Origin of the sequence: Methylocystis sp. (genome assembly GCF_046349115.1) — a bacterium.
Classification (GTDB): Bacteria; Pseudomonadota; Alphaproteobacteria; order Rhizobiales; family Beijerinckiaceae; genus Methylocystis.
Genome location: NZ_JAXMCX010000003.1, coordinates 471,398 through 482,988, shown reverse-complemented (window position 1 = coordinate 482,988; position 11,591 = coordinate 471,398). Strand labels below are relative to the sequence as shown.

Annotated in this window: 16 protein-coding genes; 9 read left to right on the top strand and 7 right to left on the bottom strand. The window is 62.8% G+C overall.

Annotated features, from left to right (window positions below; translation table 11 throughout):
- Window positions 1–184: alpha/beta hydrolase (locus tag U1E20_RS11815; RefSeq protein ID WP_409980798.1), on the top strand; the 184-nt coding region annotated here is incomplete at its 5' end.
- Between the two features lie 39 nt (window positions 185–223).
- On the opposite strand, the gene U1E20_RS11810 is transcribed toward U1E20_RS11815, so the two are convergent.
- From U1E20_RS11810 to U1E20_RS11795, 4 genes are all read right to left on the bottom strand, one after another.
- Window positions 224–658, bottom strand: a complete 435-nt coding sequence (locus U1E20_RS11810; protein ID WP_409980797.1) for a DUF2023 family protein — start codon at window positions 656–658, stop codon at window positions 224–226.
- Window positions 637–1,119, bottom strand: coding sequence for a flavodoxin FldA (gene fldA, locus U1E20_RS11805; protein WP_409980796.1), 483 nt, complete (start codon window positions 1,117–1,119; stop codon window positions 637–639). Before fldA ends, U1E20_RS11810 begins: the two co-directional genes overlap by 22 nt.
- Before the next feature lie 338 nt (window positions 1,120–1,457).
- Complete coding sequence (locus U1E20_RS11800) at window positions 1,458–2,579, bottom strand: M48 family metallopeptidase (protein WP_409980795.1); 1,122 nt, start codon at window positions 2,577–2,579, stop codon at window positions 1,458–1,460.
- 137 nt (window positions 2,580–2,716) lie between these two features.
- Window positions 2,717–3,277 carry a LemA family protein gene (locus tag U1E20_RS11795; RefSeq protein ID WP_409980794.1) on the bottom strand — a complete coding sequence of 187 codons (561 nt, stop codon included), beginning with the start codon at window positions 3,275–3,277 and terminating at the stop codon, window positions 2,717–2,719.
- Window positions 3,278–3,470: 193 nt separating this feature from the next.
- On the opposite strand from U1E20_RS11795, the gene U1E20_RS11790 reads away from it, so the two are divergent.
- From U1E20_RS11790 to truA, 7 genes are all read left to right on the top strand, one after another.
- Window positions 3,471–4,691, top strand: a complete 1,221-nt coding sequence (locus U1E20_RS11790; RefSeq protein WP_409980793.1) for a M4 family metallopeptidase — start codon at window positions 3,471–3,473, stop codon at window positions 4,689–4,691.
- Window positions 4,692–4,738: 47 nt separating this feature from the next.
- Window positions 4,739–5,044 carry a protealysin inhibitor emfourin gene (locus U1E20_RS11785; RefSeq protein ID WP_409980792.1) on the top strand — a complete coding sequence of 102 codons (306 nt, stop codon included), beginning with the start codon at window positions 4,739–4,741 and terminating at the stop codon, window positions 5,042–5,044.
- 93 nt (window positions 5,045–5,137) lie between these two features.
- Window positions 5,138–5,704 (top strand): peptide deformylase, encoded by a 567-nt coding sequence (gene def, locus U1E20_RS11780; RefSeq protein WP_409980791.1) that lies wholly within the window; start codon window positions 5,138–5,140, stop codon window positions 5,702–5,704.
- 15 nt (window positions 5,705–5,719) lie between these two features.
- Window positions 5,720–6,646: a methionyl-tRNA formyltransferase gene (gene fmt, locus U1E20_RS11775; RefSeq protein WP_409980822.1), complete on the top strand. Its 927-nt coding sequence runs from the start codon at window positions 5,720–5,722 to the stop codon at window positions 6,644–6,646.
- A gap of 102 nt (window positions 6,647–6,748) precedes the next feature.
- Complete coding sequence (locus tag U1E20_RS11770) at window positions 6,749–7,072, top strand: nucleotidyltransferase domain-containing protein (protein WP_409980790.1); 324 nt, start codon at window positions 6,749–6,751, stop codon at window positions 7,070–7,072.
- Window positions 7,069–7,467 carry a HEPN domain-containing protein gene (locus U1E20_RS11765; protein ID WP_409980789.1) on the top strand — a complete coding sequence of 133 codons (399 nt, stop codon included), beginning with the start codon at window positions 7,069–7,071 and terminating at the stop codon, window positions 7,465–7,467. The genes U1E20_RS11770 and U1E20_RS11765 overlap by 4 nt, the downstream gene beginning before the upstream one ends.
- A gap of 55 nt (window positions 7,468–7,522) precedes the next feature.
- Entirely contained in the window at window positions 7,523–8,263 is a 741-nt protein-coding gene (truA, locus tag U1E20_RS11760; protein ID WP_409980788.1) for a tRNA pseudouridine(38-40) synthase TruA, read from the top strand.
- Between the two features lie 412 nt (window positions 8,264–8,675).
- Here the strand turns inward: truA and U1E20_RS11755 are convergent, their stop codons facing one another.
- The 3 genes from U1E20_RS11755 to U1E20_RS11745 all read right to left on the bottom strand — a co-directional run bounded on the left by U1E20_RS11755 (window position 8,676) and on the right by U1E20_RS11745 (window position 10,345).
- Window positions 8,676–8,885: a hypothetical protein gene (locus tag U1E20_RS11755; RefSeq protein ID WP_409980787.1), complete on the bottom strand. Its 210-nt coding sequence runs from the start codon at window positions 8,883–8,885 to the stop codon at window positions 8,676–8,678.
- A 108-nt stretch (window positions 8,886–8,993) separates the two neighbouring features.
- Window positions 8,994–9,725, bottom strand: coding sequence for a molybdopterin-dependent oxidoreductase (locus tag U1E20_RS11750; RefSeq protein WP_409980786.1), 732 nt, complete (start codon window positions 9,723–9,725; stop codon window positions 8,994–8,996).
- A complete protein-coding gene (locus U1E20_RS11745) occupies window positions 9,725–10,345 on the bottom strand; it encodes a cytochrome b/b6 domain-containing protein (protein WP_409980785.1) in 621 nt (206 codons plus the stop codon). The genes U1E20_RS11750 and U1E20_RS11745 overlap by 1 nt, the downstream gene beginning before the upstream one ends.
- Window positions 10,346–10,551: 206 nt before the next feature.
- Between U1E20_RS11745 and U1E20_RS11740 the strand changes: the two genes are divergently transcribed.
- Window positions 10,552–11,562, top strand: coding sequence for an NAD-dependent epimerase/dehydratase family protein (locus U1E20_RS11740; protein WP_409980784.1), 1,011 nt, complete (start codon window positions 10,552–10,554; stop codon window positions 11,560–11,562).
- Window positions 11,563–11,591: the final 29 nt, after the last annotated feature.

Genomic DNA, 11,591 nt, shown 5'->3' with positions numbered 1-11,591 from the left:
CGCCGATGAAGCGCTGAGGGATGATTCGACGCGGCTTGTCGCCCGCGCGCGGCAGGCGGGCGTCGACGCATGGCTCGAAATGTGGCCCTGCGTGCCGCACGCATGGCAGCTAATGAGCTTTCTCCCCGAAGCGCAAGAGTCGCGCGCGAAAGCGATCAAATTCTTGAAGGCGCACGTAGCATAGAGCCGGCGTCTGCCGCGCGCTTGGCGTCCGGTAAGCCACTCATTCGGCCGCGAGCGGCATGTCGTCCGGCATGCTCCGTCCGGAGCGCGTGAGAAAGCGATGGCACTGCTGTTCGCGGTCATAGCCGAGCAGCGTGCCGAGCATGAAGTCTTCCTCCGCGGTGAGCGCATTGAGCGGACGGGTGACGATGGCGCGCGCCACGGCGACGAAGGCCGGCCGGCCAAAGAAGAGATTGGCCTTGACCGGGCTGAGATCCTGGACAAAGCGGGGGATGCCATGCGCGTCCAGCTTGGCGAGCGCCAGCGCCAGCTCCGGTCGGGTGACGGTCATCAGAAACAGGCCGCGAACGCCTCTCCCATATTCGTAAATATTGTGGTGAATGAGCCGCAGCACCGGCGCGGTTTCGACGGACCGATAGGGCGCCGACGAGAGCGGCGGAGCGCCGTCGCAGATCAAAGTAACTGGCTCAGCCATGCGGTCACTCTTTTTTCGGTCATGCCGGATTGGGTGTCCTGGTCGAGGGCGAGGCCCACGAACTTGCCGTCCCGCTCGGCGGTGGAGCCGACATAGTCGTAGCCGGCGGTTTCGGTGAAGCCGATTACCTCTGCGCCGAGCGCCGACACTTCGTCGTAGAGGATGCCCATCGCGTCCACGAAGGAAAGCGGATAGGTCTGCTGATCGCCAGTGCCGAACAGGGCGACCTTCTTTCCCTTCAGATTGGCGCCGCGCAGCTTGTCGATGTTCTCTTCCCAGTCCGTCTGCAGCGTGCCGTCGCCATAGGTTGGCGAACCGAGAATCAGCAGATGGCAATTCTCGAAGTCGTCGGTCGTGGCCTCCTTGATGTCGATCGACCGCCCCTGACATTTTTTCGAAATTTTGGAAGCTACCCCCTTCGTCGCGCCGCCGTCGGAACCGAAGATAACCGTGATGCTCATGCCCGCGCCTCTTTCCGCGAAATCGAGAGCATTTTCCGCCGAAGCGGCTGCCGGTTCGGCGTAGAAAATGCGTCAATTCAAGAAACTAGATCGCGTTCATGAATCGATGATTCGTGAATGCGATCTTGTCGTCAATTTCAGCGGTCAGTAGGAAGCCCCTAACAGTCCTTCCATTGATAAACGCCGCTAATGACACGCATAGCGTATCGCATGTTCAGTACTGATAAAAAGCATATGTTTTGGAAAATGTGTAACGATCCAGTTTATACTCTGGATTTATTTTAATTACGAAACATGGAGCTGCTTTCGTGGCGGCCACAATGAGCTGGGCGCGCCGATCAGTGGCTCGCGCCGCCCCACGGTCCTTGCGGCGGCGACAGCGGCGCAAGTCCATCTTGAGGCAGGAAGGCGGCTTCGGCCTTGCTCGGCGCATCGGCGGACTCGGGCGGCGCTTCTCCCTCGGTCGCGACCGGTAGGTCCCGACCGCCAGCAAATTCGACCAACGCCGCGATGCGTGCGTCGACGCTCGGATGAGTCGCGAACCAGCCCGATCCGGGATGAAGCGCCGGCGATTCGATGAAGAAATATTGCATGCGCGACGGCATTTTCGGAATCGCCGCATGCGCCTCGATCTTGCGCAGCGCCGAAATCATCGCGTCGGGGTTTTTGGTCAGTTCGACGCTGCCGGCGTCGGCGAGGAATTCGCGCGAGCGCGAAATCGCGAAGCGGATCAGCACCGAGGCGCCCCAACTCAGCGCGATGATGAACAGCGCGAGAAGAATGGCGAGGGCGGCGCCGCCATTGCCCCTGCGGCCATTGTCGCGCTCCGGACGATGCGGCGAGAAACCGAACGGGAAATCCCAGCGGCGAATGGTCAGATCGGCGACGAAGGCGAAAATGCCGGCGAAGATTACCGCGATCACGAGAAGCTGGGCGTCGCGGTTGCGAATGTGCGTCAGTTCATGCGCGAGCACCGCCTCAAGCTCGGCGTCGGTCAAATCGCGCGTCAGACCGCGGGTCACCGCGATCTTGTACTGGCCCTCTTTCAGCCCGGAGGCGTAGGCGTTGAGCGAGTCGCTTTCGATGATCTGCAGCGCCGGGATTGGCACGCCGCGCGAGATGCAAAGGTTTTCGAGGAGGTTATATATGCGCGGCGACTCGGCGCGGGACAGAGCCGCCGCGCCTGTCGCGAAATCGATCATCTTCTGATGGAAGCGATAGGCGATGGCGAACCAGATCGCCGCCGCGATGACGCCGATCGGCCAACCGCGCTTCAGATCGTCGACGGCGAGCATGAAAATATAGTCGAAAGGCGCGCCGGGATGCACGCTCATCGCTTCGATGATGAGCGCGAAGGAAAACATCAGCGCCAGCAACAGGACGACGAAGCCGGCGAGCAGAAAGGTCGAGCGCAACTCATTGGCGCGAATGTAGGAGTAAAGGCCGTAGGCTTTGAACATGATATTTTCCGCTAAAGTCGCCGCTGTCGTCCCCGACGCGAAAGAAGCGCGCGATCGGGAATCCGCCGAGAACTCGAACTGCGTTCGGCTGAATCAGGATTCCCGATCGGGAATTTCCGCTCGTCGCTTGCTCGCGCCTAAAACTCCACTTTCGGGGCGGTTTCGATCGCGCGCTGCTGGGTCTCGTCGAGTTCGAAATAGTCGAGCGGCTCGAAGCCGAAGCGCTGCGCGATGAGGAAGCCGGGAAAGCCTTCCCGCGTGGCGTTATATTCGGCGACGGTGTTGTTGAGGAACCGCCGCGCCGCGGAAATCTTATTCTCGATATCCGACAATTCGCTCTGCAACTGCTGGAAGTTCTGGTTCGCCTTCAGATCGGGGTACGATTCGGAAAGCGCGATCAGCCGCGACAGGGCGCCGGTCAACACGCCTTCGGCGGCGCCCTGCTGCGCCGCTCCCTGCGCCGACACGGCGGCGTTGCGCGCCTTCACCACATCCTCGAGGGTGCTTTTCTCATGAGTGGCGTAGCCTTTCACCGTCTCGACGAGATTGGGCACGAGGTCGTGGCGCTGCTTGAGCTGCACATTGACGTCGGAATAGGCCTGTTTGCCGCGCTGGCGCAGCGACACAAGGCCGTTGTAGACGCCGACCAGCCAGAAGCCGACGGCGGCGATGAGCCCCAGAAAAATCAGCAAAGCCATGGCGCGCGCTCCCCGTGGCGCGCCGCCTCCGCGCGGCGGCGATCGCTTTTTGCGCCTGTATGTTATCCGCCTTTCGCGGCTTGGCAAAGACGCGGTTTGGACGATCACGAAACCTTTTTATGCTGACTGCGTTGTTCTATCGCGATCGTCCGGCGCTGCGGCGGCGGCGCCTTTTTATAGAGGAGTTATTTCCATGCGTTGTTCCTGCATCAACTGCATCGTTCCGCCACATATTCTTTTGCGGCTTGTCGAGAGCGACAAGAAGGAGTTGCGCCAGATCGCCATGCGCACTCTGCTGACGACCACCCGTTTGCGCGGCCAGAGATCGGTTCGCGCGAGTCTGACGCTATCAAACATGGGCGCAGCGCAGCGCACGGTTTTTGATTGCCGCAATTCGACCAATCTGTCCGCAGCGCGAGTCGCGCGCACCGAGGAAGGGCCGGCGTCGTCCGACGCAGCCATTAACCGGGTGTTCGATGGTCTCGGCGCGACGCGCGATTTCTACAAGGAGGTCTACAAACGAGACTCGATCGACGGCCGAGGCATGCGTCTTAACGGCTTCGTCCATTACGACCGGGAATACAACAATGCGTTCTGGGACGGGAGCGAGATGGTCTTCGGCGACGGCGACGGCATGCTGTTCAGCGATTTCACCGGCTCGCTCGACGTGATCGGCCATGAGCTGACCCATGGCGTCACCGAAACCAGCGCCGGCCTGGTCTATCACCGGCAGTCCGGCGCGCTGAATGAGTCGGTCTCCGACGTGTTCGGCTCGCTGGTCAAGCAATGGAGCTTGAATCAGTCCGCCGAGGACGCCGACTGGCTGATCGGCGCCGACATTTTTACGCCGGCGATCGCCGGCGACGCGCTCCGCTCGCTCAAGAATCCGGGGAGCGCCTATGACAACGACATTTTCGGAAAGGATCCTCAGCCCGACCACATGAGCCGATATGACGACCTGCCAGATACGGAAGAAGGCGACTTCGGCGGCGTTCACATCAACTCGGGCATTCCCAACAAGGCCTTTTACCTCGTCGCGACAGAGATCGGCGGCTACGCCTGGGAAGCGCCCGGCCAAATCTGGTATGAATCGCTGAGGGCGTCGAGTCCGACGACCGACTTCAGAGGCTTCGCCGAACTGACCTTCATGATGGCGGACCGTCTCTACGGGACAGGGAGCCGGGAACAGCAGGCGGTTGCTTCCGCCTGGCAGGAAGTCGGGGTTCGCATCGCTCCGGTCGTCGCGCGCATGGAGACCCCGCCACGGGCGCGTCGGGGCAATGGCCAGACGCAACGCGAGGAGGATTCGCTCGCCGCGCTATCGCGGCAGGTCGCGGCGCTCGCGGAACAGGTGTCGGCGCTCTCGCGGGAGGTGAACGGCGCCAAATCGCGGCGCGTTTCGGCGCGCAATTGAACCGGGCGCCATCGGCGGAGCGCTGACGCGATTATTACGGGAGAACGATGATCGTATCCTTGTCCAAGCATGGCGGTCTGGCGGCGGGCATACGCCTGCGGCAGCCGCCCGTCGTGGTTGACGCGAAGGCGCTGCCGCCGGAAGCAGCGCGCGATCTCGGCAATATGATCGACGCCGCCGTCAAGGCGAGCGAGCCTCCCTCGCCCGCCGAGCCGCATCCCGACAGCATGTCCTATACAATCACGGTCGAGCGGGAGGGGACTACTGTCACGCTCAAGGCGCGAAATTCAGCGATGAGCTCCCCCTTCCGCGAGTTGCGCGACTGGATAGAAAGGCACGGCCGACGAAACTAGGCGAAGGCCTCCCGGTTGCGTTTGACGCACGCTCCAGGCGCGCCTATCTCTTGGAAACTCTCTCGGAAACGCAAAGAGCCACGGCGAACATCAATGGCCATTCTGCCGATCATCACGCTTCCTGATCCGCTGTTGCGGAAGGTCTCCGAGCCGGTCGACCGGGTCGACGACGCAGTGCGGCGTCTGCTCGACGATATGCTGGAGACGATGTACGAGGCGCCGGGCATCGGCCTTGCCGCGATCCAGGTCGCCGTCGCCAAGCGCATCGTCGTCGTCGACATCGGCAAGACCGAGGAGGAGCGGGCGCCGCTCTTCCTGATCAATCCGGAAATCATCTGGGCGTCGGAGGAGCTGCGCGTCTATCAGGAAGGCTGCCTGTCGGTGCCCGACTATTACGAGGACGTGAAGCGCCCGGCGCGCGTGCGCGTGCGCCATCTCGACCGGGACGGCGCCGCCCAGGAATTCGACGCGGATGGGCTGCTCGCCACCGTGGTGCAGCATGAGCTCGATCATCTCGAAGGCGGCCTCTTCATCGACCATCTGTCGCGCCTGAAACGCGAGCGCGTGGTCAAGAAGTTCAACAAGGCGGCGCGCTACGACGAAATCGCCGCCGAGCGTCGCGCCGCCGCCGACCGCCAATCGGAACAAGCCGGGGCCTGACGATTGCGCGACCGCTTGCGCGTCGTCTTCATGGGCACGCCTGACTTCGCCGCCCGCCTGCTCACGGAAATCGTCTCGCGAGGCCATGAGGTCGCGGCGGTCTATACGCAGCCGCCGCGTCCCGCTGGGCGCGGCATGGGCGAGAAGAAGTCCGCCGTGCATGTTCTGTCGGAGAGTTTGGGCCTCCCCGTCCGCACGACGAAAAGCCTCAAAAGCGCCGAGGCGCAGGCGGAATTCGCGGCGCTCGACAGCGATGTCGCGGTCGTCGCCGCCTATGGCCTGCTGCTGCCCCAGCCGATTCTCGATGCGCCGCGATATGGCTGCCTCAATCTTCATGGCTCGCTCCTGCCCCGCTGGCGCGGCGCCGCGCCGATCCAGCGGGCGATCATGGCGGGCGACGCCGAGAGCGGCGTCATGGTGATGAAGATGGAGGCCGGTCTCGACACCGGGCCCGTCGCCCTGACCGCCAAGACCCCGATCGACGCCGAAATGACGGCGGGCGAATTGCACGATCGTCTCGCCGAACTCGGCGCGCCGCTGATGGGCGAGGCGCTCGATCTGCTTGCGACAGGCGAGTTGCATTACACGCCGCAGGCCGAAGAGGGCGCCTGTTACGCGCAAAAGATCGACAAGGGCGAGGCGCGGATCGATTGGCGGCGGTCGGCGGCGGACCTCCACAATCTTGTGCGCGGACTCTCGCCCTTTCCGGGCGCTTTTTTCGAGGCCGACCTCGGCCATGGCGTGGAGCGCGTGAAAGTTTTGCGCACGCGGGTCGAAGCGGGGAAGGGGACGCCGGGCGCCGCCCTCGACGATGACGGGCTCATCGCCTGCGGCGCGGACGCGCTGAGGCTGTTGCGCGTGCAGCGCGCCGGCAAGGGCGAGATGGATTTTGGCGAATTCGCCCGCGGTCGCAGGCTGACGAAGGGCGTGACATTGGCATGAGTTCGAGGCTCGGCGGGCGCCTTCGGCGACGGCGGCCGGCTAAGGGAAGTTTTGAGTTCGAATAGAGTGTGAAATTCATCGTGAATATGTCAGGTTTTCACAATGACGAAACCGCCAGTTCTCGATCCGATCCTTGCGCGCTTCCGAGCCGCGCTCATACAGGCCTATGGCAAGAGGCTCGTGCGCGCTGTCTTATTCGGCTCGCGGGCGCGAGGCGACGCTCGGCCGGATTCTGATTACGATATCGCGGTTTTCCTGCAAGAGCCCGAAAGCTTGTGGCAAGAAAGCGGACGTCTCGCCGAGATTGAAACCGACATTCTCTACGACACCGGCGCCGTGATTAACGCGCTCCCCTTTTCCCTCGGAGCCTATGATGCGCGCACGCCGCTCATGCACGAGCTTCGGCTCGATGGCCTCGACCTGTGACTCAGCCGGAAACGGGCGCTTATCTCGCAAAAGCGCACCAAGCATTGAAGGAGGCGCGCATCGTCGCCGACAATGATCTCGCCGAGGCGGCGGGCCGAGCAGCCTATCTTGCCGCCTACAATGCGGCGCAGGCTTATATTTTTGAACGCAGCGGAAAGATTGCAAAAAGTCACAATGGCGTTCGCAGCGAATTCGCGCGCCTTGCCAGGGAAGAACCCCGCATCGACAGGCGCTTCGTTACTTTCTTGGCGCGCGCATACAATCTCAAGGCCACGGCTGATTACGCCACTGGCGCCGACGGGCGCATCAGCCTTTCTGAAGCGGCGCAGGCGATCGAAAGCGCCGGAATTCGTCGACGGCGTTTCTCGAGTGCTAGCCTCGGAAAATTGAAGTGAACCCGCATTCCGTCGATGAGACTCCGCGAATTCGATACAGCTTCCGACAGCGTAAATGCCCCGCTTCGCACTGACCATCGAATATGACGGCGCGCCTTTCGTCGGCTGGCAGCGGCAGGCGAATGGCGTTTCCGTCCAGCAACGGCTCGAAGAGGCGATCGCCGCGATCAATGGCGGCGCGCGCGCGGTCGTGCAGGGCGCCGGCCGCACCGACGCCGGCGTGCATGCGCTGGGTCAAGTGGCGCATGTCGATCTCGCCCCCGACTGGCGCGCCGATCGGCTGCGCGACGCGATCAATGCGCATCTGAAGCCCGATCCGATCGCGGTTTTATCGGCGCGCGTGGTCGGCGACGATTTCGAGGCGCGCTTTTCGGCGATTCGCCGCCATTATCGCTATGTCATCGACAACCGCCGCGCGCCTCTCGCGCTTGGCCTCGGTCGGGCCTGGCACGTCAAGCGTCCGCTCGACGCGCAAGCCATGCACGACGCGGCGCAGTCGCTCGTCGGCCGTCACGACTTCACCACCTTTCGCGCCGCCGAATGCCAGGCGAATTCGCCGCTGCGCACGCTGGAGCGTCTCGACGTGCGTCGCGACGGCGAACGCATCGAGATCGTCGCTTCGGCGCGCTCCTTCCTGCATCATCAGGTGCGCTCGATGGTCGGCTCGCTGGAACATGTCGGCGGCGGCAAGTGGCGCATCGAGGATCTGGCGCTGGCGCTTCACGCAAAAGACCGCGCGCGCTGCGGACAGGTCGCGCCGCCGCACGGTCTCTATCTTGTCGCGGTCGATTATTAGCGAGCGGCGACGCCCGTCACCGCTTGTCGCCCGTTCCCGCGGCGCCGTCGGGCGAGGGCGTGGCGGCTCCGCGTTTTGAGGCTTGTGGCGACGTTGCCGGATGTTTGCGGGCGCCGGGCGGCTTCGCGGACCGCGCTTCCTTGGCGAGCGCGCCATGAATGGGGAGAAAATTCGCCGACAACACGGCGGCCAAAACGCCGTTCACGCTGGGTCGCTGATTCATCGCTTGATGGTCCCCTCGAAGATGAGACCCCCCGCCGAATCGTCCGGCCCGCCCCGCAGACATCAGAGCGGCGAACAGCGATCAAGATGCGTCGCGGTCAAGCCTGCGCTGCGGTGATTTTATGGCGGAATTCGCGCAGTCAATCGCAATGTGACGAAGCGCTTAATGAATTCTTAAGATTGCGACCGATTATTCGCCGTCGCCCGCTTCCGCATCTTCCGGCTTGATTGCCTCGCTCGGCGATGTTTCGTTCTTGACCGGCAGAGTGGCGGGAAGCCGGACGACCGGCCGCTGCGCGGTCGGAGTCTTCTCCTGCGCCAGCGCGCCGTGAATCGGGATGATGCTTGCGGACAGGACCGCGGCGAGGATGCCGTTTACGCAGGGCCGACGATTGGTCATGTGTCCTCCCTCGACGTTGCGGCCCCGACTCAGCTGCCGCGGCGCCTATTGAGAGTCAAAAAAATGGCAAGAAAACGTCGTGATCCGATGAATGCAGCCCGATCCAGTTCAAGAGCCGCTGAACCAATTGTAGCCCTTGTCCTCCCAGTAGCCGCCAGGATAGTCGTTGGTCACGAAGATTTCATGAATGAATTTGGGGTTCTTGAATCCAAGTTTCGTAGGAATTCTTAGGCGTAGCGGAAAGCCATATTTGGCGTCCGTGAAATCGAGCGCGAGCAACGTCTGCGGATGCAGCGCGCTCGGCATGTCGATGCTCGAATAATATTTGTCGGCGCATTTGAACCCGACGTAGCGCGCCGTGAGATCGGCGCCGATTCGTTCGAGAAAATGCCGGAAGGCGACGCCGCGCCATTGGCCGATCGCGCTCCAGCCCTCGACGCAGACGAGGCGGGTGATCTGGCGCGACTGCGGCAGCGTGCGCAGGTCGCCGAGACTCCAAGGCCGCTTGTCGGCGATCAGGCCCGAGAGCTGCAGCCTGTAACTCTCGCCGTCGATGCGGGGAACATCCTTCTCTTCATAATAGGCGTTGAAGGGGTAGGGCGTCGCGATGTCGGCTTCGGCATAGGTCGGCGCGAGTCTTGTCGGATCGAACAGCGCCGCCTGCATTTTGTCGTTAAAGCGCGACATGGCGAAAAGCAGCCGATCGACGTCGTCGTCATCCTTCAAGGTGCAGCCAGAGAGCAGCGACAGCGCGCCGAGCGACAGGCCCTGCTTGAGAAAGAGCCGGCGCTCCAGTCGCGCGATCTTAGGCCCGAAGGCGGAAAGGCGAGACCGCTTCATCAAGGCGCCTCAGCGCGGCCGGTGAACATCGGCGCGAGCACGCCTTTCACGCCGAGGGCGAGGCCGATATGGACGACAAGGAAGGCGACGATCGCCGCCATGGCGAAGAAATGCACGAGTCGCGCTGTCTCATAACCGCCCATTAGCGCCGTCAGCCCTTGCAGCTGCACGGGCTTCCAGATGGCGAGGCCGGAGAAAATGGCGACGATCGCGGCAAGAATGACGCCGACATAGAGCAGGCGCTGAGCGGCGTTGTAGCGGCCCGGCGCATGGTGGAGACGGCCTTGGACTGCGAGAATGACGTCGTCGAGCACGCGCCCGAAGGAAATCGGCAGAAAGCTTTTTCGGAAGTGACCTGAAACGACGCCATAGGCGAGATAGGCCGCGCCATTGAACGCTAAGAGCCACATGCCGGCGAAATGCCAGGCGAGCGCGCCGGCAAGCCAGCCGCCAAGCGTAAAGCCTCGCGGAAATTCGAAGCCAAAGAGCGGCGAGGCGTTGTAAATGCGCCAGCCGCTCAGCACCATGACGAAAATCGCGAAGGCATTCACCCAATGAGTCACCCTCACGAAGAGCGGGTGGATTACGCGCGGCGCCCTGGCGCCGGCCGCATCGAACATGGCGGGTCCCCCTTGTTCGCAACCATGCGAGCCTCCAGGCTCGCGAAAGCTCCGGCGACCGATCCAGTAATTCCATCCGCATCGCCTTACGCGCCAACATATGGCGCGCGGGCGCGAAAGCCAAAGGCGACGGGCGCGCGCGTTGACAGGCGGACCGCCTTCGCCCATGACGGCGAAGCTTTTATCACGCGGGAACATGGCGGCTCATGCGCGTCTTCGTGACCGGCACAGCCGGCTTCATCGGCTTTCATCTGGCAAAGCGACTGCTGGAGGCCGGGCATCTCGTCGACGGCTACGACGGCATGACGCCCTATTACGATTTAACTCTTAAGGAGGCGCGCCGCGCCATCTTGCTGCGAACCAACGGCTATCGCGATACGATCGCGATGCTCGAGGACATGGAGGCGCTGACCCGCGCCGCCGAACAGGCGGCGCCCGACGTCATCATCCATCTCGCCGCGCAGGCGGGGGTGCGCTATTCGTTGGAAAATCCGCGCGCCTATGTCGACGCCAATCTCGTCGGCGCCTTCAACGTGATGGAGATCGCGCGTCTCTTGAAGCCGCGTCATTTCTTATGGGCCTCGACAAGCTCGGTCTATGGGGCGAGCCCCACCGTGCCTTTTCACGAGAGCGACCGGACCGATTTTCCATTGACGCTTTACGCCGCGACCAAGAAGGCGGGTGAAGCCGCGGCGCATTCCTATGCGCATCTGTGGTCGATCCCGACGACGATGTTTCGCTTCTTCACTGTTTATGGACCTTGGGGCCGGCCGGACATGGCGCCGCTAAAATTCGTCGACGCGATCGAGAACGACCGAATCATCGACATCTACAATCACGGCGACATGTCGCGCGACTTCACCTATGTGTCGGACTTGGTCGAAGGCGTCGTGCGCCTGATCGATTGCGTTCCGGAACGCGACTCAGGCGACGACAGCGTTTCGCCGGTTGCGCCCTATCGCATCGTCAATATCGGTCGAGGAGAACCGGTCAAGCTTCTCGACTTTATCGATACGATCGAAAGAGCGCTCGGCAAGAAGGCGAAGCGCAACTATCTCGACATGCAGCCCGGCGACGTGCCGCGCACCTTCGCCAGCGCCGATTTGCTCGAGCGCCTGACCGGCTATCGTCCGCATACGTCGCTCGACGAAGGCGTCGCGGCGCTCGTCGAGTGGTATCGCGAGTATCGACGCGCGCATGGGGCATTGGCGTATTGAGCCCGTCTTTGCCGGCGCCGGCGCCGTCG

Excerpts from the sequence above, each read along its gene's own strand:
- U1E20_RS11810 (WP_409980797.1), bottom strand. The coding sequence starts at position 658 with ATGGCTGAGCCAGTTACTTTGATCTGCGACGGCGCTCCGCCGCTCTCG.
- fldA (WP_409980796.1), bottom strand. The coding sequence starts at position 1,119 with ATGAGCATCACGGTTATCTTCGGTTCCGACGGCGGCGCGACGAAGGGG.
- U1E20_RS11800 (WP_409980795.1), bottom strand. The coding sequence starts at position 2,579 with ATGTTCAAAGCCTACGGCCTTTACTCCTACATTCGCGCCAATGAGTTG.
- U1E20_RS11795 (WP_409980794.1), bottom strand. The coding sequence starts at position 3,277 with ATGGCTTTGCTGATTTTTCTGGGGCTCATCGCCGCCGTCGGCTTCTGG.
- U1E20_RS11790 (WP_409980793.1), top strand. The coding sequence starts at position 3,471 with ATGCGTTGTTCCTGCATCAACTGCATCGTTCCGCCACATATTCTTTTG.
- U1E20_RS11785 (WP_409980792.1), top strand. The coding sequence starts at position 4,739 with ATGATCGTATCCTTGTCCAAGCATGGCGGTCTGGCGGCGGGCATACGC.
- def (WP_409980791.1), top strand. The coding sequence starts at position 5,138 with ATGGCCATTCTGCCGATCATCACGCTTCCTGATCCGCTGTTGCGGAAG.
- U1E20_RS11770 (WP_409980790.1), top strand. The coding sequence starts at position 6,749 with ATGACGAAACCGCCAGTTCTCGATCCGATCCTTGCGCGCTTCCGAGCC.
- truA (WP_409980788.1), top strand. The coding sequence starts at position 7,523 with ATGCCCCGCTTCGCACTGACCATCGAATATGACGGCGCGCCTTTCGTC.
- U1E20_RS11755 (WP_409980787.1), bottom strand. The coding sequence starts at position 8,885 with ATGACCAATCGTCGGCCCTGCGTAAACGGCATCCTCGCCGCGGTCCTG.
- U1E20_RS11750 (WP_409980786.1), bottom strand. The coding sequence starts at position 9,725 with ATGAAGCGGTCTCGCCTTTCCGCCTTCGGGCCTAAGATCGCGCGACTG.
- U1E20_RS11745 (WP_409980785.1), bottom strand. The coding sequence starts at position 10,345 with ATGTTCGATGCGGCCGGCGCCAGGGCGCCGCGCGTAATCCACCCGCTC.
- U1E20_RS11740 (WP_409980784.1), top strand. The coding sequence starts at position 10,552 with ATGCGCGTCTTCGTGACCGGCACAGCCGGCTTCATCGGCTTTCATCTG.